The sequence below is a fragment of the Mesorhizobium sp. LjNodule214 genome (genome assembly GCF_964252735.1).
In the GTDB taxonomy this organism is placed as follows: domain Bacteria; phylum Pseudomonadota; class Alphaproteobacteria; order Rhizobiales; family Rhizobiaceae; genus Mesorhizobium.
This window is the reverse complement of record NZ_CAXUPE020000003.1, coordinates 621,448-644,702: the sequence shown is the minus strand read 5'-3', so window position 1 is coordinate 644,702 and position 23,255 is coordinate 621,448. Positions and strand designations below refer to the sequence as shown.

Here is a 23,255-nt window from a genome sequence, read left to right as displayed (position 1 = left end):
TTTCCTATTCCTTTGCGTCGACGACGACGTCGGATTTCCTGTTTGCCTGGGCATGCGGATTGCGCGCATGGAACAGATCGAGATCGGCCTCGATGCGGTCAAGCAGATTGTTGCGCACCATGTCGTAACCGAGCTCGATCGCCGCCGCAAAGCCGTCCGAATCGGCGCCGCCATGGCTTTTCACCACGATGCCGTTGAGGCCCAGGAAGACGCCGCCATTGGAGCGGCCGACATCCATCTTTTCGCGCAGCCGGTCGAAGGCGCCCTTGGCGAAGACATAGCCGATCCTGGCCATCAGCGTACGGCTCATGGCGGCGCGCAGATAGCCGCCGATCTGCCTGGCGGTGCCTTCCGCCGTCTTCAGGGCGATGTTGCCGGCAAAGCCCTCGGTGACGACCACGTCGACCGTGCCCTTGCCGATGTCGTCGCCCTCGACGAAGCCGCGATAGTTCATCGAGGCCATGTTGGCCTCGCGCAACATGCGGCCGGCCTCCTTGACTTCTTCCTGACCCTTGATCTCCTCGACGCCGACATTGAGCAGGCCGACGGTCGGCCGTTCGATGCCGAAAACCGAGCGCGCCATGCCGGTGCCCAGAATGGCGAAATCGATGAGCTGGTGCGCATCGGCGCCGATGGTGGCGCCGACGTCCAGCACCACGCTTTCGCCGCGCGTATTCGGCCAAAGAGCAGCGATCGCCGGGCGATCGATGGTCGCCATGGTGCGCAGGCAGAATTTCGACATCGCCATCAGCGCGCCGGTGTTGCCGGCCGAGATGCAGGCCTGCGCGGTACCTGATTTGACCGCCTCGACCGCCTTCCACATCGACGACTTCCAGCGACCGTGGCGCAGCGCCTGGCTCGGCTTGTCGTCCATCCTGACCGCGATCTCGCAATGGACGAACTCGCTGATCTCGGCCAGCTTGGGGAATTTGGCAAGCTCGGGGCGAACCGCCTCCTCACGTCCATAAATGACGAAGCGGATGTCGGGTCGGCGGATGGCGACGGTCATGAGCGCCGGGATAACCACGCTCGGTCCGTGATCGCCGCCCATGGCATCGATGGAAATCCTGATCACGCGGTATTCATCTCACGGTTTGCCTGGCCTGCGACTGAGGGCTTGCCAAGGTACGGGGGGCTCGCGAAGGTTCGGCGAAAATAGCGGTTTTGGGCTGCCGCACAACCGGCTTTTCCAATATCTCGTCCGCTTTCAGGATTTTCCAAGCAGGGACCGCAGCTTTTGCTGGAATTCGCTTTCAGCGGGCTCGGTATCGCCGGCGGCCTCCACCGATGCCCCGGCCTTGCGCGGATAAGGATCGATCGCCAGGCCGAAAAATTGCTCGGCAAGCGCCCCGACGTCGATCGTCTCGCCGGAAAAAGTCTCCGGGCTGTCAGGCCCGTCGGCATCCAGCACGATCTCGCCCCCGCCTTCGAAACCCTGCCGCCCGAGCTTGGACTGCTCCGGCAGGAAAAGCGCTTCGAACGGCTCGTCGATATGGGCCGCGACCGGGTCGAGGGTGACGATGCAGGCCTGGGTGATGTCGGCCTCGACACGGCCGCTGACCTTGACGCCGTGCCGCTTCCACGGCGTCACCAAAAGCTCGGCGCGGTAGCGTTCGACAGAAAGCAGTTCGTGCTCGGTGGCGAGTGCGGCGCGCTGCCGGTCGTCGGCATCGATCACCACAGGCAGCCCCTTTTGCGGCAGGCGGGCGACGTTGGCCACGAAGGACACCGGGCCTTGGGGATCGGCATGTTTCATCTCCCCCTCCTTCAAGCTGCCCTGGCCACGGGAAACACCACCGTGCCGGAAACGATCGATTCGGCCGGCTGCGCGGCGAGTTGCCGTGAGGCATCGGCGACATAGGCCGCCAGCAGCGGCGCCTGCGGCCAGGCGCCGGCATCGGGCCTGACATTGCGGGCAAGCGCGCTGGCCAGCGCCTCGCGGTCGTCGCGCTCCAGCGCATCGTCATAGGCGGCGGTGCGGCCATAGAACATTTTTGCCAGCTTCTTCATGCGCTTGGGCACGCCGACATCGCCTATGCCCAGTTCCCTCAGCGAATGCTCGACATCGAGGAAAAACTCGTCGATCAGCACCTGCGCGAGCTCCGTCGCGGCACCGCTCTCGCCGCGCAGCCGGTGCTGGAACAGGAACATGTGCAGCGACAGCATCTCGAAACGGCCGAGCGGCGTGTCCGGCACATTCCAGTCGGAATAAAATATCGTTTGCCGCGCCGCTGCCACGATTTGTGCGTAGAGCGCCTCGGTGATGGCGCGGTTGGCGTGGCGTTCGCGGCCAAAAAGGCGCTGGAACATTGAGGGTGGTCTCCCGGGGACCGTTTGTTTGAATTGGCCTTGTTGCATCGGCAGGCAAGCTGGTTTACCGGTTTTGCCGCCCAGCGCAAGTTGCGGCCAGCTAATGGAGTTGTTGTTGCGCGCGCTGAAATTCAAGTCGTCTTTTTTGCCCCGGCCCGCCGGCATGGTCTCGCTGCTGGTGGCGGCTGCAGCGCTTTCCGCCTGCAACACGTCCAAGATGGTCGGTGACCTCAACCCCAGCGAGACGCTGACGCAAGGCTATGTGATCGACCAGCAGGCGATCGACTCGGTGCCGGTCGGCTCCAGCCGCGAACAGGTGCTGCTGGCGCTCGGCACACCATCGACGACGGCCACCTTCGACAACGAGGCCTTCTACTACATCTCGCAGACGCGCAAGCGTTACGTCGCCTTCGACAAGCCGCGTCTGGTCGACCAGAAAGTTCTGGCGGTGTATTTCGGCGCTGACGGGCGTGTCACCCAGATCGCCAACTACGGCTTGAAAGACGGCAGGATGTTCGACTTCATCTCGCGCACCACGCCGACTGGCGGCAAGGACCAGAACTTCCTCAGCCAGATCATCAAAGGCGCCAGCAAGCTGTCGCCCGGCATTCCCGGCGGCGGCACGCCCTGAGGCGTCCCGCATTCCCTTTCTTGCTTCTTCCGTGAAGCAGTAACCATCTCAGGCAACCAAGAGCCCGCGGGAGCAATCCTGCGGGCTCTTGTTTTGACGGGGCATCTGATCGTCGCAAGAAAAAGCCCGCGGGATCGCTCCCGCGGGTTTCGTCTTGAAAGCTCTTGCCCGATCGCTCAGCCGTGCGCGAGCACGGCCAGCAGCAGCAAGGCGACGATGTTGGTGATCTTGATCGCCGGGTTGACCGCCGGACCGGCGGTGTCCTTGTAGGGATCGCCGACCGTGTCGCCGGTGACCGAGGCCTTGTGCGCCTCGGAGCCCTTCAGATGCTTGACGCCGTCCTTGTCGGTAAAGCCGTCCTCAAACGATTTTTTCGCGTTGTCCCAGGCGCCACCGCCGGAGGTCATCGAGATGGCGACGAACAGGCCGTTGACGATGACGCCCAGCAGCGAGGCGCCGAGCGCGGCAAAGGCCGACGCCTTCGAGCCCGAGATCAGCAGCACGCCGAAATAGACGACGAGCGGCGCCAGCACCGGCAGCAGCGACGGGATGATCATTTCCCGGATCGCCGCCTTGGTCAGCAGGTCGACCGCGCGCGCATAGTTCGGCTTCGAGGTGCCGGCCATGATGCCCGGGTCCTCGCGGAACTGCTTGCGCACCTCCTCGACGATGGCGCCCGCCGCGCGGCCGACGGCCGTCATGGCGATGCCGCCGAACAGATATGGAATCAGGCCGCCGAAGATCAGGCCGGCGACGACGTAAGGGTTGGAGAGGTCGAAGGAGATCTCGCCCATGCCCTGGAAGTAAGGGTATTTGTCGCCATTGGCGGCAAAGAACTTCAGGTCGTTCGAATAGGCTGCGAACAGAACCAGCGCGCCGAGGCCGGCCGAACCGATGGCGTAGCCCTTGGTCACCGCCTTGGTGGTGTTGCCGACCGCGTCGAGCGCGTCGGTGGAGTGACGCACTTCCTTGGGCAGTCCGGCCATTTCGGCAATGCCGCCGGCATTGTCGGTAACCGGGCCGAAGGCGTCGAGCGCAACGATCATGCCGGCGAGGCCGAGCATGGTGGTGACCGCGATCGCGGTGCCGAACAGGCCGGCGAGCTGGTAGGTCGAGATGATGCCGCCGACGATGACGATCGCCGGAAGTGCTGTCGATTCCAGCGACACCGCAAGGCCCTGGATGACGTTGGTGCCGTGGCCGGTCACCGAAGCCTGGGCGATGGAGTTGACCGGGCGCTTGTTGGTGCCGGTGTAGTATTCGGTGATCACCACGATGAGGCCGGTCACCACAAGGCCGATCAGGCCGCAGATGAACAGATTCTTGCCGGTAATGGTCATGCCGGCAACGGTGCCGATCTCGCCCCAGCCGAGGGTCGCCGAGGTGGCGGCGCCGAGGCCGACGATCGACAGCAGACCGGTGACGATCAGGCCTTTGTAAAGAGCGCCCATGATCGAGCCATTGGAGCCGAGCTTGACGAAGAAGGTGCCGACGATCGAAGTCAGGATGCAGGCGCCACAGATGGCCAGCGGATAGAGCATGGCGGCGCTGAGAACGGGAGTGCCGCCGAAGAAGATGGCGGCGAGAACCATGGTGGCGACGACGGTGACCGCATAAGTCTCGAACAGGTCGGCGGCCATGCCGGCGCAGTCGCCGACATTGTCGCCGACATTGTCGGCGATGGTGGCCGGGTTACGCGGATCGTCTTCGGGGATACCGGCTTCGACCTTGCCGACGAGATCGCCGCCGACATCGGCGCCCTTGGTGAAGATGCCGCCGCCGAGACGGGCGAAGATCGAGATCAGCGAGGCGCCGAAGCCGAGCGAGACCAGCGAGTCGATGACGATGCGGTCATTGGGCTGAAGGCCCATGAAATGGGTCAGGATGAGATAGTAGATCGAGACGCCGAGCAGCGCCAGGCCCGCGACCAGCATGCCGGTGATGGCGCCCGACTTGAAGGCGATGTCGAGACCGGCTGCGAGGCTGTTCGACGCCGCCTGCGCGGTGCGCACATTGGCGCGCACCGAGACGTGCATGCCGATGAAGCCGGCGGCGCCCGAGAGCACGGCACCGATCAGGAAGCCGATCGCGGCGGTGATCGAAAGCAGCCACCAGGCAAGCAAAAGCACGACGATGCCGACGGCGGCGATGGTGGTGTACTGGCGCGCCAGATAGGCCTGCGCGCCTTCGCGGATGGCCGCGGAGATTTCCTGCATGCGTGCATTGCCCTGATCGGACGCGAGGACCGATCGGGTCGCCCAGATTGCGTAAAGGACTGAAAGCAGGCCGCAGGCGATGACGGCGGAAATGATGGTCATTGCCGAATTTTCCTCGATTGATGGCCCAAAAGAACCCCTCCCTGGGCCGTTGAGACGGGGAGCGGCATTCCGCCAGGCGGATTCCGTCCCTTCGCAGCGGTGTATGCGAAACAGGGCTCGGAACGTCAAGATATTGTTCGGTTTTTGCCCGGCTTTCGGCCAAAAGGCGCAGACGGCGACGCAGCTTCCCGCTCCGCCTTCCTTTTAGATCGATTGAAATGACGTAGCGGAATAAGGCCGGCTGAGATCGCCGACTGCAGTCCTGAGCGGTGCTACGCCGTGTCCTGCCCCATGCGGCGCGCCGTGTAGCGCTCGATGGCCGACAGCCCGTCATAGATCAGCACCGCAAGGGCGGCGACGATCAGGCCGCCCTGCAGGACGAAGGCGAGGTTGTTCGACAGCAGGCCGGCGATGATCACCTCGCCCAGCGTCTTGGCGGCAACCGTCGAACCGATGGTGGCGGTGGCGAGGCTGATGACCACCGACAGCCTTATGCCGCCGAGGATGATCGGGGCACTGAGCGGCAGTTCGACCTTGGTGAGCCTTTGCCAGCCGGTCATGCCGGCGCCGCGCGCCGCCTCCATGACGTTGGCCGGCAGTGTCGTGAGGCCGGTCAGCGCATTCTCGAAGATCGGCAACAGGCCATAGAGAAACAGCGCGATCAGCGTCGGCTTTTCGCCGAAGCCGACAGCAGGCACGGCCAGCGCCAGCACCGCCACCGGCGGAAAGGTCTGGCCGATATTGACCAGGCTGCGCGACAGCGGCAGGAACTCGGCGCCAGCCGGCCTGGTGACAAGGATGGCGAGCGCCACTGCGACCAGGGTGGCCGCCACCGTGGCGATCAGCACGGTCCTCAGATGCAGCAAGGTCAGCGTCAAAAGACTGCCCTGATTGTAGATCGCCGGCGCGCCGTTCTCGGTCAGCGGCCTCAGGAGCGGCTGGAACCAGCCAGGATTGGTGACGAAGGCGACGAGCAGCACCACCAGCAAAAGCCTGAGCAGCGAGGGCAGCCAGGCTTTCATGCCGGCCTCGCCGCGCGCTTGACCAAGCCGTCCACAGTGACGCGGCCGAGCGGCTTGCCGTCTTCGCCTTTCACCGGCAGCGCCGGGCGGCCGGACCAGAGCAGCTCAGCCAGCGCGTCGCGCTGGCTGGCATCGCCGGGGATCGCCTCGCCTTCGGCGGTCCCCTTCTCCACCGCGTCGCTGACACGGCCGAGCGACAGCAGCCGGAACGGTTTTTCGCTGGCGCCAACCAGGGTCTCGACGAAGGCGCTGGCCGGCTTCGCCAGGATCTCGGCGGGCTTGGCGTATTGCACCAGCTTGCCGGCATCCATGACGGCGATCTTGTCGCCCATATGCACGGCCTCCTCCATGTCATGGGTGACGAGGATGATGGTGGTGCCGAAGCGTTTTTGGATCGCCAGCAGATCCTCCTGCGCCTTGGTGCGGATGATCGGGTCTAGCGCGCCGAACGGCTCGTCCATCAGAAGCACGTTGGGCTCGGCGGCGAGCGCGCGGGCAACGCCGACGCGCTGCTGCTGGCCGCCCGAGAGTTCGTGCGGATAACGCGGCCCGTAAGCCTCGGGATCAAGCTGGTAGAGCGTCATCAACTCATCGACGCGCGCCTTGATGCGGGCCTTGTCCCAGCCGAGCAGCACCGGGCCGCGACCCAGCCGAGCGGCGCGATCAGCAGGCCGAACAACGCGATCGAGGGGATGGTCTGGATGATGTTGAGCACATTGAGCACGCCGGCCCGCAATTTCTCGACGCGATGGCAGAGAATGCCGAGCGGCAGGCCGACAATCACTGCGGCGGCCAGCGAACCCAACGCCAGCGTAATGTGCTTGGAGCCTTCGGCCCAGAAACTGTCGGCACGGTTGGCATATTCCTTGAGGATCGACAGGCCGTTCCATTGCCCGGATATCAACAGCAGGCCGATGGCCAGCGCCGCCACGACCAGCACGCCGACGCGCGCCCAGGGCGACAGGTTCAGCCGTGTCAGCACGTCGGCCAGCAGAAGCGTGAAGGCGAAGATCAGCAGCCAGAAACCGGAGGCCGGTGAGATGCGGGCGAAGGTGTTGCCCACCGGGGTGAGAAAGCTGCCGGCGACGCCGATCAGGATGGCAAGTGCCGCAAGCGCAATAACGCCGGCGGCGAGGCGCAGGACGAGCGGGGTTTTCAGCAGCGCGATGAGCGCGCCAGCAACGACGATTGCCAACAGCAGCGGCCCGATATTGCCGGCAGCGCTTCCAGGATCGAGCGCGCTTCGCCCGGCACGATGCGGTTGGCGCGGAAGGTGGCGAACGGATCAAGGAATGCCGCATAGGCGGCAATCGCAGCGATGACGACGCCGAGCTTGTCGAACCGGATGCGCACGCCTTCTCCCATCAGCCGATGCGGCGCGCCGCCGATAGGGCGCGCCGCAATCGTCCTACTTGAGGAAGCCGTTCTTCTTCAAAAAGTCCTCGGCGACGCCTTTGACCGGCTCGCCGCCGACCTGGACGCGGCCGTTCAGTTCCTGCAGCGTGACCAAATCGAGCTTGGCGAAGACCGGCTTCAACAACGTCTCGATCTCGGGATGCTCCTTCAGCACCGCTTCGCGGATGATCGGCGCAGGCTGGTAGACCGGCTGCACGCCCTTATCGTCGTCGAGCACGACCAGGCCGGAGGGCGCGATGCCGCCGTCGGTGCCGTAGACCATGGCAGCATTGGCGCCATTGGTCTGGTTGGCCGCCGCGGCAATCGTCGCGGCGGTGTCGCCGCCGGACAACGTGATCAGTTGGTCGGGTTTCAGCGTGAAGCCGTAGGTGGTCTGGAAGGCCGGCAGTGCCGCCGCCGAATTGACGAACTCGGCCGAAGCCGCAAGCACCACCTGGCCGCCGCCGGCGACGTATTTGCCGAAGTCGGAGAGCGTGGCGAGCTTGTTCTCGTCGGCGACTTCCTTGCGCAGCGCGATCGCCCAGGTGTTGTTGGCCGGCGACGGCGACAGCCAGACGATCTTGTTGGCGTCGTAGTCAAGCTTCTTGGCCGTCTCATAGGCCTTGGCGGCATCCTTCCACACCGGATCGTCAGCCTTCTCGAAGAAGAAGGCGGCGTTGCCGGTGTATTCCGGATAGATGTCGATCTCACCGGCGGTGATCGCCTTGCGCACCACCGGCGTACCGCCGAGCTGGATGCGGTCGGTGGTCTTGATGTCGTTGGCGTTCAGCACCAGCTGGATGATGTTGCCGAGCACGCCGCCCTCGGTGTCGATCTTCGAGGAGACGACCACCTGGGCATTTGCCGAGGCCGCGGAAATACCGAGCGCAAGCGCGGCGCCGGCCAGAAGCTTGATTGAAAACATGTTGGGAATCCCTTGCTGTGAACCGGATTACGGTTGCCGCATATGAGCATGGCTTCAACGCCCCGTCGGGGCACACGGTTTCATAACAAAGAGGATGCACGCAATAATTTTATGCGGGCTGGCCCAATCCGACGCCGCCCATCCAGACAAGGTGGTGTCAGGTGGCCCGGCGCAAGCCCGTCAACTTCAGCGCGCCCAGCGCCACGAAGCAGAGCGCGGTAACCGGGAAGACGATCCAGTTCAGCATCTCCCAGCCCCAGGCATTGTAGACAGCGCCCGACATCAGCGAGGCGAAGGCGACGGAGCCGAACAGGACGAAGTCATGAAAGCCCTGCACCTTGCCCTTTTCCGATGGCCGATAGCTGTCGGCGACCATGGCGGTGGCGCCGATGAAGCCAAAATTCCAGCCGAGGCCGAGCAGGATCAGCGCCGTCCAGAATTGCCACAGCGCCAGTCCCGACAGAGCCACCACGGCGCAAGCGACGAGCAGGATCAGGCCGGCTGCGACGATGCGTTCGGCGCCGAAGCGGTGGATCAGCGAACCGGTGAAGAAGCTCGGCGCGAACATCGCCATGACATGCCAGGAAATGCCGAGCATCGCATCATCGGTCGACAGGCCGCAGCCGACCATGGCAAGCGGCGCGCCGGTCATGACGAAACTCATCAGCGCATAGCTGCCGACGGCGCAGAAGAGCGCCGCGACGAAACGCGGCCGGGTGACAATCTCGGAGAGCGGCCGCGCATCGCTGTCGGCGACTTCCGTCTTGCCGGCAGCCCGGGACGGGATGCGCAGGAAAGATAGGATGATGGCGCCGACAGCGGCCAGCACAAGGATGGAGGCGAACGAGCCGGCGAACATCACCGGCGCGAACAATTCGCGGGTGAAGATGACGATCTGCGGCCCGAGTATGGCGGTGACGATGCCGCCGGCCAGCACGAAGGAAATGGCGCGCGCCTTGAATTCCGAAGGTGCGTTGTCGGCGGCGGCGAAGCGAAACTGCTTGACGAAAGCGCCGCCGATCCCGATCACCAACAGTCCGAACGCGAACAGCCAGAAGTTCGGATGGAAGAGCGCCAGCGTAGCGACCAGCCCGCCGAGCGCGGTGATGATGGTGCCGGTCATGAAACCGCCGCGCTGGCCGAGGCTGCGAATGATTGCGGCAGCCGGCAGTGCGCCGAGCGCTACACCGACATTGAAGCCGGTGATCGGCGCCGTCGCCAGCGACTTGTCGGCGGCAAGCAGGTATTGGCCGGCCAGCCCGCCCACGGAAATGGCAATGGGTGCGGCCGAACCGATGATCGCCTGCGCGGCAGCAAGGATGAATGCCGTGCGGCGTGCTTCCTTGCTTGCCTCGGCGACGACAGCCGCGGCGGTCACGAAGCGTCCTTGCCGCGGCCCTCACCACGCACCCGGCGTGACACGCGGTCGAGCACGGCGTTGGTGAGCTTCGGCTCGTCCTCTTCGTAGAAGGCCTTGGCGATGTCGACATATTCGGAGACGATGACGGCGACCGGCACGTCATCGCGCTTCATCAATTCATAGACGCCGGCGCGCAGAATGGCGCGCAGCGTCGAATCCAGCCTGGACAGCGGCCAGTCGTCGGTCAGCGCCTGGCGGATGACCGGATCGATGGTCTTCTGGTTCTCGACCACGCCGGTGAGGATGGCGCGAAACCATTGCGCGTCGGCCTCGCGATAGAGCGCGCCGTCGACTTCCTTGCCGAGCCTGAACGCCTCATATTCGGCGGTGATCTCGAAGATGCCGCTGCCGGCCACATCCATCTGGTAGAGCGCCTGCACGGCGGCCAGACGGGCGGCGCCGCGCTTGTTGGCGTGGCGTATCGCGGGCTGGCCGGGCGAAGCGGGTTCGCTCACGATTGCGCCCCCAACTGCTCTTTGAGGGCGATCATGGTCAGCGCCGCACGCGCGGCAAAGCCGCCCTTGTCGCCTTCCGAGCGCTTGGCGCGCGTCCAGGCCTGGGCGTCGTTCTCGGTGGTCAGGATGCCGTTGCCGATGCAGACTGAATCCTGGACCGAAATGTCCATCAGCGCACGGCTGGATTCATTGGCGACGATGTCGAAATGATAGGTGTCGCCGCGGATGATGGTGCCAAGCGCGACAAAACCGTCATAGCTCTTCCCGCCGTCGGCAGCACCGTCGAGGGCGAAGGTGATCACGGCCGGAATCTCCAGCGAGCCGGGGACGGTGACGACGTCATAGGTCGCGCCGGCTTCGTCGAGCGCGCTGGTCGCGCCTTCGAGCAGCGCGTCGGCAAGGTCGTCATGGAAGCGCGCCTCGATGACGAGAAGGTGCGCCTTCGTCTTCGGACGGATGAACGCTTTGCCGTGTTGGGATGTGCCAGCCATAAATGTCTCCGGGATCGCCGGTGACTTAGGCCGAAGCGGCGGCGTTCGCAAGCTTTGTCCGAAGGGCCAGTCCAATTTCCGAGCGTCGGCTGGCCTACCGGGTTAAACCGCTCGTCGCCCCTGCTGTGCAACAAAGACCATGATGTCGCTAAACATGCCTTCGATGGAACCGCGATCGCGTCCGGCTCGGCGAAGAGCGCCAACAAGTTCCAAAACAGAACCTATTTCGATAGCACCATGGATGCGCGCGATATGACCCAATCCGACAATGGAAATGTTTCGCACATCTGGGTTGGGATCACGCGCGTATTTTAGGCAGACATCCTGCGCGAAACACCAGTCGTCGTGCTGCGATATGCTGAGAATAGCCCGGACCTGCTCGTGCACATCACCATAGAGGAGGTCTTCGAGATCCCTGACCCCTTCATAGACAGGGTTTTTAGGATCGTCGATCAATTTGCCGCCTTAAAGACGGCTAGCGACATACCCATCATTTGACCGCTATAGCCCCTCTTTCGCTGCCTCCACCAGGCGCGCCGCGTAGCGGGCCATGGTGTCGATCTCGAGGTTGACGCGGTCGCCGACCTGGCGTTCGCCCCAGGTGGTGACCGTCAGCGAATGATGGATCAGCAATACGTCGAAGCGGGTGCCTTCGACCTTGTTGACTGTGAGCGAGGTGCCGTCGAGCGCGACCGAGCCTTTTGGCGCGATGAACTTTGCCAGTTCGCGCGGCGCCTCGAGGGTATAGCGCACGGCGCCGCCCCCCTCCTTGCGGGCCACGATCTCGGCCATGCCGTCGACATGGCCCGATACGATGTGGCCGCCGAGCTCGTCGCCGATCTTCAGCGCCCGCTCAAGATTGATCCGCGTGCCGGATTTCCAGCCCATGGCCGTCGTCAGCCGGAGCGCTTCTTCCCAGGCCTCGACCTCGAACCAGCGCGCATTGGCCCTTTCGGGCAGCGCGGTCACCGTCAGGCAGACGCCGCCACAGGAAATCGAGGCGCCGATGGCTATGGTCTCGGGATCGTAGGCGGTGTCGATGCGCAGGCCCACCCCTTCCCTGAGCGGCTTGACGGCAGCGACCGTGCCGACATCGGTGACAATCCCGGTGAACATCAGAAATCCCTTATCCACTCGGCGTAGCTGTCCTCGCCGAACTGCATGTCGCGCAGTTTGCGAAATCCTGCCGGGATATGGTTGGCGTCGATGGGCGATGCAATGCCACCCTCGCCGATCGCCTCGGGTCCGTGGAACAGCACGATGCGGTCGACCAGCCCTTCGGCGAGGAAGGCTCGAGCCACCTTGGCGCCGCCCTCGACCAGCACACTGGCCATGCCGAGCGCCGCCAGATCTTCCAGCAGCTCGGGCAAGGCAACGCCGCCCTCATGGGTCTCGGTGCCGATGAAGCGGACGCCGGCGCGTTCGAGCGCGGCACGCCGGTGCGGGTCGGCCTCCAGGCAAGCGGCGACATAGAGCGGAACGCGGTCGACACCGGAGACCAGTTTCGAGGCTTCCGGCAAGCGTATCTGGCGGTCGAGCACGATGCGTGCCGGCGAACGGTTTTCCAACCCCGGCAAACGCACGGTCAGCGCCGGATCGTCCTCCAGCGCGGTGCCGATGCCGACCAGGATGCCGTCGGCCTCGGCCCGCATCAGATAAACTTCGCGCCGCGCGATCTCGCCGGTGATCGCGACCTGCCCCTCGCCTTCCACGCCGATCTTGCCGTCGCTGGAAAGCGCAAGTTTCAAAATCACTTCCGGGCGTTTTTTGAGAGACCGAATCAGATAGCCGGCCATCTGCTCCGAAGCCTCGGCCGCCAGCACCTTTTCGACCACCTCAATGCCCGCGGCGCGCAGGATCGCGTAACCCTGGCCGGAAACGCGCGGGTCGGGATCGCTCGCCGCACCGACCACGCGCGCGACGCCCGCAGTGACCAGCGCATGGGCGCAAGGCGGCGTGCGGCCATGGTGGGCGCAAGGTTCCAGAGTGACATAGGCGGTGGCGCCGCGGGCCAGTTCGCCGGCCTCGGCCAAGGCCTCGGTTTCGGCATGCGGACGCCCGCCGACCGCGGTGACGCCGGTGCCGACGATCATCGGCCCGGCGCCGTCATCACGCACGATCAGCGTGCCGACGGACGGGTTGGTCGAGGTCCGGCCGGCATTCTTGCGCGAAAGCCGCAACGCGGCCGCCATGAAGCGGCGATCGAGGGCCTGCTGTTCGGCCGGGCTGAGCTTCGGGCTTGCCATGCTCAGCCGGCGTCCTCTTCGCTCTTCAGCTCGTCGCCCTTGAGCTCGCCCAGCACCTCATGAAAATCCTTGGCCTCGCGGAAATTGCGGTAGACCGAGGCGAAGCGCACATAGGCGACGTCGTCGAGCGACTTCAGCGCCTCCATGACCAGCCGGCCGACCTCGCCGGATGCCACTTCTGTCTCGCCCGAGCTTTCGAGCTGGCGCACGATGCCGGTGACGGCGCGGTCGATGCGCTCGGGGTCGACATTGCGCTTGCGCACCGCGATCTCGACCGAGCGCAGCAGCTTGTCGCGGTCGAACGGCACCTTGCGGCCGGATTTCTTGACCACGACGAGGTCACGCAATTGCACGCGCTCGAACGTGGTGAAACGACCGCCGCAATCGGGGCAGACGCGCCGCCTGCGGATCGCCGCGCCATCCTCGGCGGGGCGCGAATCCTTCACCTGCGTATCTTCGGACTGGCAGTAGGGGCAGCGCATGGAGAGCCTTCGGTTCGCGATTCTCGTGGGACGGAAGGCTTAGAGGTTTTTGCCGCAATGGCAAAGCACGGATGGCCTTCCGCGCCTCAGAGATAGCGAGGCGCGAGGAAGATTGCCAGCGCCGCGACCAGCCACACCGCGATGCCGCCGAGAACGGCGAGCCGGTAGTCGACGCGATCGATGAACAGCCAGCAGGCGCCGAGGAAGGCGAGATAAGCGGGGATCGTCTTGAAACCGGCAAGACAGGCTTCGCGAAAGCCGATCGGATTGCCCTTGGCGCCGACGGCGAGCAGCGCGATCACGGCGAAAGTCGGCGCCAGCGGCAGGATGCCGGGCAAGATGTTGCCGCGCTTCGAGGCCCAGACGATCAGTGCGGTGACCAGGCCGCCGACCACACCTTTCCAGAGAATGTCCATGACGCGGCTCCTTGCTGGGGATCTGCCGGTGTGCAGGCCGCGTCAGGGCGCGACGTCAGTGGTCGGGAAGCCGCAGGATGCGCCGAGGCTGCGATAGGCCTTGGTGAAGCCGTCCATCGAGATGGTCGCGACCGGGGCGTTGGCGAAAGCGACGTCGAGCGCGCCGGCGCGGCGCATGGCGCGCAGGACCGCCAGCGTGGTCTCGGCCTTGTTGTTCATCATCCACTGGTCGCCAATATCGGCGCTGACCGTCGCCTTGACCTTGCCCTTGTCGTCACCGAACACCGCGGGAATGTTCTCGCCGGTCGGCAAATCCTTGTTCCTCAAGGCAATGATGAGGCTCGGATAGCCGTTGGGGGGCAGCACGTCACCGTTGGAGATGGCGAGCGTCAGCGTGCCGCTGGTGCCGTTCGCGTCGAGGAAAGCGGTCGATGCAGCACAGGTCCTGCGCACATCCTCGCCGGTGCTGACCTCGTCGACGATCGTCGACCATTTGCCGAAGGTTTCCGTCTTGGGTCCGGCGGCTTCTGGTGCCGCACCCTGGCGTGCAGCGGCCTTGGGCGCCGTGGCCTGGGGCGCCGTGGCCTGGGGCGCAGGTTGGGTGGTCGTGGTCTGCGCCGAGACGGCGCCGGCCAATTGCAGCATGGCCAGCACGCCAAGGCCGGCAAGTTGAAGAATTCGCATCATCAAGGCTCCTGTCCGCAACGCCGCTCCATCAGGAGCGGCGCTTCTCGTCATCGCCAATAAGGGATGAGGCCGGGCGTCAGGTCAACCGAGATAGGGATAGAGCGGGAAACGATCCGTCAGCGCCACGACCTTGGCCTTCACTGCCGCCTCGACCGCCGCATTGCCTTCGTCGGAGTTCGCCACTTTCAGCCCGTCCAGCACCTCGGCGATCAGCTTGCCGATCTCGCGGAACTCGGCCTGGCCGAAGCCGCGCGTGGTGCCGGCCGGCGTGCCGAGGCGCACGCCCGAGGTGACGAAGGGCTTTTCCGGATCGAAGGGGATGCCGTTCTTGTTGCAGGTGATGTTGGCGCGGCCGAGTGCCGCCTCGGCGCGCTTGCCGGTGGCGTTCTTCGGACGCAGATCGACCAGCATCAGATGGTTGTCGGTGCCGCCGGAGACGATGTCGAGGCCGGTTTCCTTGAGGCTCGAAGCCAGCGCCTTGGCATTGGCGGCCACGCTCTCGGCATAGACCTTGAAGCTCGGCTTCAAGGCCTCGCCGAAGGCCACCGCCTTGGCGGCGATCACATGCATCAGCGGGCCACCCTGCAGGCCCGGGAAGACGGCCGAGTTCATCTTCTTGGCGATGTCCTCGTCGTTGCACAGGATCATGCCGCCGCGCGGGCCGCGCAGCGACTTGTGCGTCGTCGTCGTCACGACATGGGCATGCGGCAGCGGCGACGGGTGGACGCCGCCGGCGACGAGGCCGGCGATGTGGGCCATGTCGACCATCAGATAGGCGCCCACCGCATCGGCGATCTCGCGGAACCGCTTCCAGTCCCAGACGCGCGAATAGGCGGTACCGCCGGCCAGGATCAGCTTCGGCTTGGTCTCATGCGCGGTCTTCTCGATCGCGTCCATGTCGAGCAGATGGTCTTCCTTGCGCACGCCGTAGGAGACGACCTTGAACCATTTGCCGCTCATGTTGACCGGCGAGCCGTGGGTCAGATGGCCGCCGGAATTCAAGTCGAGGCCCATGAAGGTGTCGCCGGGCTGCAGCAGCGCCAGGAACACCGCCTGGTTCATCTGGCTGCCGGAGTTCGGCTGGACATTGGCGAAGTTGCAGCCGAACAGCTTCTTGGCGCGCTCGATGGCCAGTTCCTCGGCCACGTCGACGAACTGGCAGCCGCCATAGTAGCGCTTGCCCGGGTAGCCCTCGGCATATTTGTTGGTCATGATCGAGCCTTGCGCTTCGAGCACGGCGCGCGAGACGATGTTTTCCGACGCGATCAACTCGATCTCATGGCGCTGGCGGCCGAGTTCGTTGCGGATGGCGCCGAAAATCTCCGGATCGGCATCTTCCAGCGTGGTTTCGAAGAAGGATTCGAATTTGTTCGACACTGCCGTTGCTGTAGCCATGGCCTGAAATCCCCTGGGTCCGAAGGTCTGGAAGGTTCGCCGCGGCATTAACACAGTTGTTTTCGCCTCGCCACGTTTGCGGCGCGAAATTTGCTGGCCGAATTGCGCCAGTAAGGTTGCGCGGCTGCTATTTCCGCTTCTGCCGGCCTTTCAGCAGGGCCTCGGTCAGGGTGATCTCGGCAAATAGCGCCCGCGCCGTATGGTCGTTGATTTCGCAACATGGCGCGCACGGCCGTGCGCTCGGCCTCGATGGCGGCAAAGCGGAGCTCGAGCTCCAGCCGCCCGGCTTCGCGAGCTTCGGCGCGGGCTTCATCGGCCTCGTCGGAGGCGGCGATACGGCGACGGTAGCCGGCGACGATGCTATCGGCGACGGCAAGGCGGGCATCGGCCGCCTCCCCTTCGCTTGCGTCATTGGCGACGCTTTCGATGCGGGCGATGGCCGCATTGGCCGCGCCGACGCGTGCCCGGCGCTCCTCGGCGGCGCCTGGATCCTCGCCCGGTTCGACCAGCCCACGCGCGATCTTCGGCAAGGCAAGGCTGGCTATGGTGAGCGAGCAGATGATGACGCCGGCGGCGAGGAAGATGACAATGTCGCGCGCCGGAAAGGGTGAGCCGTCGGGCATGGCTAAGGGCAACGACAGGATGCCAGCCAAAGTGATCGCGCCGCGCACGCCTGCCACCGAGCCGGCAAGCCGCACGCGCAGGCCGAACGGCTCCGCCTTGCGCTTGCCAAACCGCGCGGCAAGGCGCTGCGCTATATCGCCGACCCAGATCCAAAGGAAGCGCAAGCCGATCAGGCACAGGGTGAGGATCAGCACCGTGGCGACCGGCTCGATCAGCCAGTGCCGGCTGGAGAGCTCGTGGGGCACCTTGCGGATGATATCGGGGAGCTGCAGGCCGAGCAGGATGAACAGCGCGCCGTTGAAGACGAAGGACAGCGTCGTCCATAGCGACATGGTCTGCATGCGCGCCGAAACGCCGAGATAGCGGAATATGCCGGAGCCGCTTGTGAGCACACCGGCGGTGACCGCCGCCAGGATGCCGGAAGCGCCGGCATGCTCGGCGCCGAGATAGGCGATGAAAGGGATCAGGATCATCACCAGCACCTGCGCCTCGGCCGGCACGCCGCCGATGCGGTTCAACAGCTGCAAAGTCTTGGCGGCGACGATCAAGGCCACCACGCCGGCCAGGATGCCGGCCGCCACGGCATAGAGGAAGCTCAGCGACGCGGCGCCCAGGGAAAAGCTGCCGGTCAGCGCTGCCGCCACGGCGAAGCGAAACATGACCAGGCCCGACGCGTCGTTGAGCAGCGACTCGCCTTCGAGGATGTGCATCAGCCGCGCCGGCACCACGTTTCTGTCGACGATCGAGGAGACAGCCACCGCGTCGGTCGGCGACAGCACCGCGGCCAGCGCGAAGGCGACGACGAGCGGATGCTCGGCACCAACCAGTGCAAGGCGTAGCCGAAGCCGACGATGGTGAAGAAGACGAGCCCGATGGCAAGGTCGAGGATCGGGCCGCGCAGTGCCAGCAATTCACGCTTCGGCGCGGTGGCGGCGTCGCTGAACAGCAATGGCGGGATGAAAACCAGAAGGAACAGTTCGGGATCGATCTCGACATGCAGGCCGCGAGCCGGCCAGGCAAGTGCGGCGCCGATCGCGATCTGCAGCACCGGCAGCGGCACCCGCACCAGCCGCACCAACGCGCCGGAGATAGCGACGAAGCCGAGCACGACCAGGATGAAGACGGCGACTTGCATGGTGCGATTCCGGGTGTTGGCGGACCATGCGCAGTGGAAACCGCTCCGTCCAGCCAGGTCTCTGGCCAAGGCTGTCAGCCTTGCAGCGGAAAGCAAAAAAGGCCGCCCTGTCGGCGGCCTTTTTTTGAAAAGATATCAGCTATTTACAGCGAAGACGTGATCTGCAGCTCTTCGTTGCCGTCGAGGCCGTAGATGTCGTCGCGGAACTGCACAACGCCAGGTCCCGTGGACCAGGCCGACAGATAGAGGAAGTGGACCGGCACCGGGTTGACGACCTGAACCGGGGTGTTCTCGCCGGTCTTGATCGTACCCTCGAAATGCTGGCGGTCCCAACCGGGCGTGTCGCGCAAGATCCAGGTGACGAGGTCGCGCACGTTCTGGACGCGCACGCAGCCCGAGGAATCGAAGCGCATCAGCTTGCCGAACAGGCTCTGCTGCGGCGTGTCGTGCATATAGACGCCGTCCGGGCTCGGGAAATTGATCTTGACCGAGGCCATGGCATTGCCGGCGCCCGGATCCTGGCGGAAACGGTACTTCTCGGCATCGTCCGTCGACCAGTCGACGGTCATCGGATCGACCTCGCTGCCATCCGGCGCGAACAGGCGGATATGGCTGTCCTTGAGATAGTTCGGGTCTTTGCGCATCAGCGGAATGATGTCCTTGCGCACGATCGAGACCGGAGCGTTCCAGTAGGGATTGACGATGATCTCGTTGATCTTGGAATTGACGATCGGCGTCTGGCGATCAATCTTGCCGACGACTGCGGTGTGGCGAAGCACGACGCGGTCGTTCTCGACCGCCTCGATCTGAGCCGCCGGAATGTCGACCAGCACGTAGCGGCTGCCGAGCGTGCCGGCCTTTTCACGCAGACGCTGCAGATTGGTCTGCAACTGGCCGAGCCGGATCTGTGCCGAGACGTTCATCGCCGTATAGGTGTATTTGCCCATTGCGCCGTCGGCAGGCAGGCCATGGCGCAACTGGAAGCGCTTGACCGCTGCATCGACATAGGAATCGAAGGCGGTCGAAATGCCGGCGCTCTGCGCCAGGTCGCCCGACATCATCAGGCGCTTGCGCAGCGGCACCACATCCGGATCGTCGACGCCGAGTTGCAGCTTCTTGGTCGCGGGAACCTCGCCCCAGCCGCCCTGGGCGACGATGTTCTGATATTGCGCCACCGCCTGCTCGGTGAAGGCGACGGTCTGCAGGCTGAAGATCGGCAGCGTCGAAGCCACCTTGCCGCCCTCGCTGGCGCGGGCGTCGAACTGGTCGTCCCAATTGCCGCGGCCCGAGGACTTCAGGATATCCCCGATGACGTCCTGAGCGCTGGCGCTGTTCGCAACAAGAGCGGCAGCGAGCGCGGAGGCTCCGGAAAGGAAGAAACGGCGGCTGGTTCTCATGGACGTTCCAGACATTTTAGCGGTGTTCGATCTCGCTCGGTTCGCTCTAACGGGCGATTACGCCCGCACTCTAGGGTTGGCAATGTTAACAATTAGCCAACCATGACCTGCATCACTTGGGCGTGAAATGCGCTGTCGCGATGCCGGTTCGAGTGAGCGCAAGCGCTGGCCCGCAGCATCACCCGCATCCTCGCTTCCACTGGGATTATGGCGGCAACGTGGCCTTGGCCCGCGATTTGCAGCGGGCGGCGCCGCGAAAAGAAAGGACCGGTGCTTTTCGGCACCTGTGACAATCCCGTCGGATCTGAAACAGGCCTTTGTCCCCGAGCGCAAAGTCTCAACCCTTTGGGTCCTGACCTGGCGGCGCCTTCAATTCCGAGCATCGTTGCAACATCTCATTCTGAGGATAGCGCAGGACTTTGTTGTCCAGTTTGAGCAGCAGCTCCCGTCTCTTGTGCTCTCACCGTCCGTACAGGTCATGTCCAGAAGGACAGCGTCCAGGCGCTTGATCTTCTGAACTTTGTTCAGTGTGCAGCCAACCTCCCACATCTCCACTGCCTTGTCGGTGAATGTCACGATCGAGTCATTGTTGTCGCAAGGGGAGCTGCCTTCCGCAGCAAAAGAATCCTTCCACCACTCCTCGGCGAAAGCCATTTGCGGGACCAGCAAAAGCGTCACGGCAACCGAGCAAATGTTCCAGCGTTTTCCCAGGTCCATCATGCGCTCCCCCGCCAAGCCGTGACATTAGGCACTGCTGCAGCGAAAGCAAAGCTGGCAGCGATGGTGCCGACGGTCGGCTGGACTTTTGGATCAGGAAAAGAAAAGGACCGGCGCCTTCTGGCACCGATCCCCATAGCTTGCCCGGCCGCGCTTCTACGGCGCGGCTTCAAGTCCCCTGGCGTGCAGGCGCCTTACATCCGATAAGCGATGGTATCGTTCCAGAAGCGATCCAGCCGCTGCAAGGCGCGGTTCATCTGCTTGAATTCGTCGGTGTTGATGCCGCCGACCTGCTCGATCGAGCCGACGTGGCGTTCGTAGAGGCCGGCGACGACGTCGGCCACCTCATTGCCCTTCGGCGTCAGCGAGACGCGGACCGAACGGCGGTCGATGCGCGAGCGCTGGTGGTTGATGAAGCCGAGGTCGACCAGCTTCTTCAGATTGTAGGAGACATTCGAGCCGAGATAGTAACCGCGCGAGCGCAGTTCGCCGGCGGTCAGCTCGGAATTGCCGATGTTGAACAGCAGCAGCGCCTGGATGGCGTTGATGTCGGAGCGGCCGTTGCGGTCGAACTCGTCCTTGATAACGTCAAGCAGGCGGCGGTGCAGACGCTCCACCAGCTGCAGCGATTCCATGTACAGCGAACGGATCGCCTCGCGGCGGTCGTCGGATACGGTGGCGGGCTTCACCGCCGGACGCGAATTGATCATTGTCTTTGCCTCTCGTTTGTCGCCCGGTGATTTTTTGTTTTTCACCTTGATCGCGACACTATCGAATACTCATAAAATTCGACTTAAACGCCAAGGCTAACAAGAGCTTACCGGTAAGAGGTTTCGAAAGAGGCTTAACGATCGGTCACCCGAGCAAGGATAATTAACCTAAAGATTTAGCCAATGATTTGGGGCGAATCCTGGCAGGTTCAAATTGGGCGGTCTGCGGGCGGCAGCTACCGCCGGGCCTGGCGCTTCTGCAGCCAGATGATCACCCGGAAGACGATGTAAAGCAATGCCACCGCGGCATGCGAGGCAATGATCAGCAACCGGTGGCCGAACAGGTCGGGAAAGCCGGCATACATGACGATCTCGGTCGCCGCGCAGATGAACCAGATCACCGGGCCCCAGGAGGCGAGCATCCAGAGGCCGGCCGCGGCGAAGGGAAAGAAAACGGCGAGCATCACCGCCGCCACCTGCCAGTGCACCGGCATCAGGTCGAAGCGCCACAGCGGGCCCGGATAGAAGCCGATCAGCCGGACCCAGTAGAGGATGCCGAACAGCAGGCAGTAGCCAGCGACGACGCGCTGGAACCAGGCGAAGATGATTTCGGTGGTCGAGGGCTGCAGCACGACGCGCCTGGAGGTGACCTCGCTCACAGGTCGAGCTCCCGGTCGCCGAGCGGCGCGAAATAGGCGTCGACGTCCGCTGCTCGTACCGCATCGAGGCTTTCCGGGCGCCATTGCGGTTTCGAGCCCTTGTCGATGATGGCGGCGCGGATGCCCTCGTAAAAATCGTGGCCCGCCAGCATCCGGTTGAGGATGCGGAATTCCATCTTCATGCACTCGTCCATCGACAGCGTCAGCCCGGCGCCGATCTGGCGCCAGGCGACGTGCAGGCTGGTCGGCGAGCGCGTCCTGATCGTCGCCAGCGTCCTGGCGGCGAACTCGTCGGCGGGCGCCGCCCGCTCCAGGCTGGCGATGATATCCGACAGAGACGGCTGTGCGAGATGGCGGGAGATCGCTTCCAGAACCGGCCGGTCGGTCTCGCGCTTTGCCGGGACGAAAAAGCCGCGCAGCACCGTTTCCGGATCGCCGGTCGCGCAGAGCCGATCGAGAAAACCCGACTGGTCCTCGGCCTTGATGGTGTGGGTGGCCAGGCCCGACCACAGCGCATCGCCGTGGCGGATGCGGTTCCCCGTCAGCGCCAGATACATGCCGAAGCTGCCGCCGAGGTCGGGCAAAAGGTGGCTGGCGCCGACATCGGGGAAAAAGCCGATGCCGACTTCCGGCATGGCGAACTGGGCGTTCTCGGTCATCACACGCTGAGAGCCGTGGAACGAGATGCCGACGCCGCCGCCCATGACGATGCCGTCGATCAGCGCGACATAGGGCTTTTTGAACCGCTTGATGCTGGCATTCAGGCGGTATTCGTCGGCGAAGAACTCGACCGGAGGCTGTCCGGCCCGGCCGGCTTCGTAGATGTGCAGGATGTCGCCGCCGGCGGAGAACGCCCTGCCCTCGGCCTTGACGATGACGACGTCGACGCCGTCATCCCGCTCCCAGGCGCGCAACGCCTTGTCGAGCGCCTTGACCATGCGATGGGTGACGGCATTGAGCGCCTGCGGCCGCGTCAGCGTGACGACGCCGGCCCTGCCCAACCGCTCGAAGCGAATCTCGTCGCCTCCATCAAAATCCATCGCCAGAGAATCCCTCCCCCGTGTGTGCGGGACTGAAGTGCTAAGCGGCGACAGAGTGAAGGTCAATTGCCGGGCGCCGCGACGGCCAGCCTCGTACCGCTCGAATGGCGGTCCGACGGAGCACTACCACACGAACGGGATCAGCGCCTTCGTCCGCCTTGCATAGTCCGGAAATTCTTCGGGAAACTGCCGTGCCAGAAGCCTGTCTTCCGCACCGACGCGCCAGAGGAAGATCGCGCCCAGCAGGATCAGCAGAAAGACGAAGCCGCCGCCGACCACGATCGCCGAGCCGATGCCTGCGACCAGGCCGCCGGTGTACATCGGGTGGCGCACGAAGCGGTACGGGCCCGAGGTCACGAGTTCATGCCCCTGCTTGGGCGAGACGATCTGGCTCCAATTGCCGCCAAGGCTTTGCCGCGCCCAGACCAGGAAGGCCATCCCGGCAACAGTTACGAAGACACCGATGCTGCTCAAGACCGCGTTGACAGGGGCGAAGTTGACGAACCGGAATATCGACAGACGCGGCAGCAGGAAAGCAGCAATCATGGCGACCATCAGGCCCAGGCGCTGCGGCATGTGCTCCTCGGTATCGCGTTTCGCGCCGAACGCCGAAACGGTCAGATAGACGATCAGCAGGATCCAGGCGGCGTATACGAGCCAGATGAAAGCCATAGGGTTCATGGCATTGCTCCTTCTTCGCCCCCGATTTGACGCCCCAGGGAAGTTGGGGCTGTCGCGAAGCCCAGCGGATTAGATGTGAGTGCGGCGCCTGGATGCGTC

At 64.4% G+C, this 23,255-nt stretch carries 23 protein-coding genes and 3 pseudogenes; 1 reads left to right on the top strand and 25 read right to left on the bottom strand.

Features of this window, described 5'->3' with window-relative positions:
- Nucleotides 1-4 precede the first annotated feature (4 nt).
- The 3 genes from plsX to ACSQ3Z_RS28380 all read right to left on the bottom strand — a co-directional run bounded on the left by plsX (nucleotide 5) and on the right by ACSQ3Z_RS28380 (nucleotide 2,310).
- Complete coding sequence (gene plsX / locus ACSQ3Z_RS28390; protein ID WP_436174573.1) at nucleotides 5-1,075, bottom strand: phosphate acyltransferase PlsX; 1,071 nt, start codon at nucleotides 1,073-1,075, stop codon at nucleotides 5-7.
- A 132-nt stretch (nucleotides 1,076-1,207) separates the two neighbouring features.
- Nucleotides 1,208-1,756 (bottom strand): YceD family protein, encoded by a 549-nt coding sequence (locus ACSQ3Z_RS28385; protein ID WP_436174572.1) that lies wholly within the window; start codon nucleotides 1,754-1,756, stop codon nucleotides 1,208-1,210.
- A gap of 11 nt (nucleotides 1,757-1,767) precedes the next feature.
- The gene (locus ACSQ3Z_RS28380; RefSeq protein ID WP_436174571.1) at nucleotides 1,768-2,310 is read right to left on the bottom strand and encodes a ubiquinol-cytochrome C chaperone family protein; all 543 of its coding nucleotides are present in this window, start codon (nucleotides 2,308-2,310) and stop codon (nucleotides 1,768-1,770) included.
- 115 nt (nucleotides 2,311-2,425) lie between these two features.
- Between ACSQ3Z_RS28380 and ACSQ3Z_RS28375 the strand changes: the two genes are divergently transcribed.
- Nucleotides 2,426-2,941 (top strand): outer membrane protein assembly factor BamE, encoded by a 516-nt coding sequence (locus ACSQ3Z_RS28375; protein ID WP_436174570.1) that lies wholly within the window; start codon nucleotides 2,426-2,428, stop codon nucleotides 2,939-2,941.
- 176 nt (nucleotides 2,942-3,117) lie between these two features.
- Here ACSQ3Z_RS28375 and ACSQ3Z_RS28370 read toward each other — a convergent pair whose 3' ends face one another.
- The 22 genes and pseudogenes from ACSQ3Z_RS28370 to ACSQ3Z_RS28265 form a co-directional block, all read right to left on the bottom strand.
- Nucleotides 3,118-5,259: a sodium-translocating pyrophosphatase gene (locus tag ACSQ3Z_RS28370; protein WP_436174569.1), complete on the bottom strand. Its 2,142-nt coding sequence runs from the start codon at nucleotides 5,257-5,259 to the stop codon at nucleotides 3,118-3,120.
- Nucleotides 5,260-5,531: 272 nt separating this feature from the next.
- Nucleotides 5,532-6,281 (bottom strand): ABC transporter permease, encoded by a 750-nt coding sequence (locus ACSQ3Z_RS28365; protein WP_436174568.1) that lies wholly within the window; start codon nucleotides 6,279-6,281, stop codon nucleotides 5,532-5,534.
- Nucleotides 6,278-6,940: pseudogene (locus ACSQ3Z_RS28360) on the bottom strand (ATP-binding cassette domain-containing protein); the annotation flags it as partial. The pseudogene ACSQ3Z_RS28360 and the gene ACSQ3Z_RS28365, both read right to left, overlap by 4 nt.
- Nucleotides 6,889-7,646, bottom strand: a pseudogene (locus tag ACSQ3Z_RS28355) (ABC transporter permease); the annotation flags it as partial. The pseudogenes ACSQ3Z_RS28360 and ACSQ3Z_RS28355, both read right to left, overlap by 52 nt.
- A gap of 43 nt (nucleotides 7,647-7,689) precedes the next feature.
- Nucleotides 7,690-8,601, bottom strand: a complete 912-nt coding sequence (gene osmF / locus ACSQ3Z_RS28350) for a glycine betaine ABC transporter substrate-binding protein OsmF (protein WP_436174567.1) — start codon at nucleotides 8,599-8,601, stop codon at nucleotides 7,690-7,692.
- Nucleotides 8,602-8,758: 157 nt separating this feature from the next.
- A complete protein-coding gene (locus ACSQ3Z_RS28345; protein WP_436174566.1) occupies nucleotides 8,759-9,979 on the bottom strand; it encodes an MFS transporter in 1,221 nt (406 codons plus the stop codon).
- Nucleotides 9,976-10,476 (bottom strand): transcription antitermination factor NusB, encoded by a 501-nt coding sequence (gene nusB, locus ACSQ3Z_RS28340; RefSeq protein WP_436174565.1) that lies wholly within the window; start codon nucleotides 10,474-10,476, stop codon nucleotides 9,976-9,978. Before nusB ends, ACSQ3Z_RS28345 begins: the two co-directional genes overlap by 4 nt.
- Complete coding sequence (gene ribH / locus ACSQ3Z_RS28335; protein WP_436174564.1) at nucleotides 10,473-10,967, bottom strand: 6,7-dimethyl-8-ribityllumazine synthase; 495 nt, start codon at nucleotides 10,965-10,967, stop codon at nucleotides 10,473-10,475. The genes nusB and ribH overlap by 4 nt, the downstream gene beginning before the upstream one ends.
- A 102-nt stretch (nucleotides 10,968-11,069) precedes the next feature.
- Complete coding sequence (locus tag ACSQ3Z_RS28330; RefSeq protein WP_436174563.1) at nucleotides 11,070-11,423, bottom strand: hypothetical protein; 354 nt, start codon at nucleotides 11,421-11,423, stop codon at nucleotides 11,070-11,072.
- A 45-nt stretch (nucleotides 11,424-11,468) separates the two neighbouring features.
- A complete protein-coding gene (locus ACSQ3Z_RS28325) occupies nucleotides 11,469-12,083 on the bottom strand; it encodes a riboflavin synthase (protein ID WP_436174562.1) in 615 nt (204 codons plus the stop codon).
- Complete coding sequence (ribD, locus tag ACSQ3Z_RS28320) at nucleotides 12,083-13,213, bottom strand: bifunctional diaminohydroxyphosphoribosylaminopyrimidine deaminase/5-amino-6-(5-phosphoribosylamino)uracil reductase RibD (protein ID WP_436174561.1); 1,131 nt, start codon at nucleotides 13,211-13,213, stop codon at nucleotides 12,083-12,085. Before ribD ends, ACSQ3Z_RS28325 begins: the two co-directional genes overlap by 1 nt.
- 2 nt (nucleotides 13,214-13,215) lie before the next feature.
- The gene (nrdR, locus tag ACSQ3Z_RS28315; RefSeq protein WP_006201907.1) at nucleotides 13,216-13,695 is read right to left on the bottom strand and encodes a transcriptional regulator NrdR; all 480 of its coding nucleotides are present in this window, start codon (nucleotides 13,693-13,695) and stop codon (nucleotides 13,216-13,218) included.
- Nucleotides 13,696-13,781: 86 nt separating this feature from the next.
- Nucleotides 13,782-14,111: a GlpM family protein gene (locus ACSQ3Z_RS28310; RefSeq protein ID WP_436174560.1), complete on the bottom strand. Its 330-nt coding sequence runs from the start codon at nucleotides 14,109-14,111 to the stop codon at nucleotides 13,782-13,784.
- Nucleotides 14,112-14,153: 42 nt separating this feature from the next.
- On the bottom strand, nucleotides 14,154-14,795 hold the full coding sequence (locus ACSQ3Z_RS28305) for a hypothetical protein (RefSeq protein WP_436175177.1): 642 nt from the start codon (nucleotides 14,793-14,795) through the stop codon (nucleotides 14,154-14,156).
- Nucleotides 14,796-14,879: 84 nt separating this feature from the next.
- Nucleotides 14,880-16,193, bottom strand: coding sequence for a serine hydroxymethyltransferase (gene glyA / locus ACSQ3Z_RS28300; protein ID WP_436174559.1), 1,314 nt, complete (start codon nucleotides 16,191-16,193; stop codon nucleotides 14,880-14,882).
- A gap of 127 nt (nucleotides 16,194-16,320) precedes the next feature.
- Nucleotides 16,321-17,952 (bottom strand): annotated as a pseudogene (locus tag ACSQ3Z_RS28295) (Na+/H+ antiporter).
- A 143-nt stretch (nucleotides 17,953-18,095) separates the two neighbouring features.
- The gene (locus tag ACSQ3Z_RS28290) at nucleotides 18,096-19,349 is read right to left on the bottom strand and encodes a L,D-transpeptidase family protein (RefSeq protein ID WP_436174558.1); all 1,254 of its coding nucleotides are present in this window, start codon (nucleotides 19,347-19,349) and stop codon (nucleotides 18,096-18,098) included.
- 369 nt (nucleotides 19,350-19,718) lie between these two features.
- Entirely contained in the window at nucleotides 19,719-20,069 is a 351-nt protein-coding gene (locus ACSQ3Z_RS28285; RefSeq protein WP_436174557.1) for a hypothetical protein, read from the bottom strand.
- 191 nt (nucleotides 20,070-20,260) lie between these two features.
- Nucleotides 20,261-20,776 carry a transcriptional regulator LdtR gene (gene ldtR, locus ACSQ3Z_RS28280; RefSeq protein ID WP_436174556.1) on the bottom strand — a complete coding sequence of 172 codons (516 nt, stop codon included), beginning with the start codon at nucleotides 20,774-20,776 and terminating at the stop codon, nucleotides 20,261-20,263.
- Nucleotides 20,777-21,012: 236 nt separating this feature from the next.
- Nucleotides 21,013-21,435, bottom strand: coding sequence for a DUF6163 family protein (locus tag ACSQ3Z_RS28275; RefSeq protein WP_436174555.1), 423 nt, complete (start codon nucleotides 21,433-21,435; stop codon nucleotides 21,013-21,015).
- Nucleotides 21,432-22,475 carry an enoyl-CoA hydratase/isomerase family protein gene (locus tag ACSQ3Z_RS28270; protein WP_436174554.1) on the bottom strand — a complete coding sequence of 348 codons (1,044 nt, stop codon included), beginning with the start codon at nucleotides 22,473-22,475 and terminating at the stop codon, nucleotides 21,432-21,434. Before ACSQ3Z_RS28270 ends, ACSQ3Z_RS28275 begins: the two co-directional genes overlap by 4 nt.
- Before the next feature lie 123 nt (nucleotides 22,476-22,598).
- Entirely contained in the window at nucleotides 22,599-23,156 is a 558-nt protein-coding gene (locus ACSQ3Z_RS28265; RefSeq protein WP_436174553.1) for a methyltransferase family protein, read from the bottom strand.
- Nucleotides 23,157-23,255 lie beyond the last annotated feature (99 nt).

Coding starts and splice junctions, on each gene's coding strand:
- ACSQ3Z_RS28385 (WP_436174572.1), bottom strand. CDS start 1,756: ATGAAACATGCCGATCCCCAAGGCCCGGTGTCCTTCGTGGCCAACGTC.
- ACSQ3Z_RS28380 (WP_436174571.1), bottom strand. CDS start 2,310: ATGTTCCAGCGCCTTTTTGGCCGCGAACGCCACGCCAACCGCGCCATC.
- ACSQ3Z_RS28370 (WP_436174569.1), bottom strand. CDS start 5,259: ATGACCATCATTTCCGCCGTCATCGCCTGCGGCCTGCTTTCAGTCCTT.
- ACSQ3Z_RS28365 (WP_436174568.1), bottom strand. CDS start 6,281: ATGAAAGCCTGGCTGCCCTCGCTGCTCAGGCTTTTGCTGGTGGTGCTG.
- osmF (WP_436174567.1), bottom strand. CDS start 8,601: ATGTTTTCAATCAAGCTTCTGGCCGGCGCCGCGCTTGCGCTCGGTATT.
- ribH (WP_436174564.1), bottom strand. CDS start 10,967: ATGGCTGGCACATCCCAACACGGCAAAGCGTTCATCCGTCCGAAGACG.
- ACSQ3Z_RS28325 (WP_436174562.1), bottom strand. CDS start 12,083: ATGTTCACCGGGATTGTCACCGATGTCGGCACGGTCGCTGCCGTCAAG.
- ribD (WP_436174561.1), bottom strand. CDS start 13,213: ATGGCAAGCCCGAAGCTCAGCCCGGCCGAACAGCAGGCCCTCGATCGC.
- nrdR (WP_006201907.1), bottom strand. CDS start 13,695: ATGCGCTGCCCCTACTGCCAGTCCGAAGATACGCAGGTGAAGGATTCG.
- ACSQ3Z_RS28310 (WP_436174560.1), bottom strand. CDS start 14,111: ATGGACATTCTCTGGAAAGGTGTGGTCGGCGGCCTGGTCACCGCACTG.
- ACSQ3Z_RS28305 (WP_436175177.1), bottom strand. CDS start 14,795: ATGCGAATTCTTCAACTTGCCGGCCTTGGCGTGCTGGCCATGCTGCAA.
- glyA (WP_436174559.1), bottom strand. CDS start 16,193: ATGGCTACAGCAACGGCAGTGTCGAACAAATTCGAATCCTTCTTCGAA.
- ACSQ3Z_RS28290 (WP_436174558.1), bottom strand. CDS start 19,349: ATGAGAACCAGCCGCCGTTTCTTCCTTTCCGGAGCCTCCGCGCTCGCT.
- ACSQ3Z_RS28285 (WP_436174557.1), bottom strand. CDS start 20,069: ATGATGGACCTGGGAAAACGCTGGAACATTTGCTCGGTTGCCGTGACG.
- ldtR (WP_436174556.1), bottom strand. CDS start 20,776: ATGATCAATTCGCGTCCGGCGGTGAAGCCCGCCACCGTATCCGACGAC.
- ACSQ3Z_RS28270 (WP_436174554.1), bottom strand. CDS start 22,475: ATGGATTTTGATGGAGGCGACGAGATTCGCTTCGAGCGGTTGGGCAGG.
- ACSQ3Z_RS28265 (WP_436174553.1), bottom strand. CDS start 23,156: ATGAACCCTATGGCTTTCATCTGGCTCGTATACGCCGCCTGGATCCTG.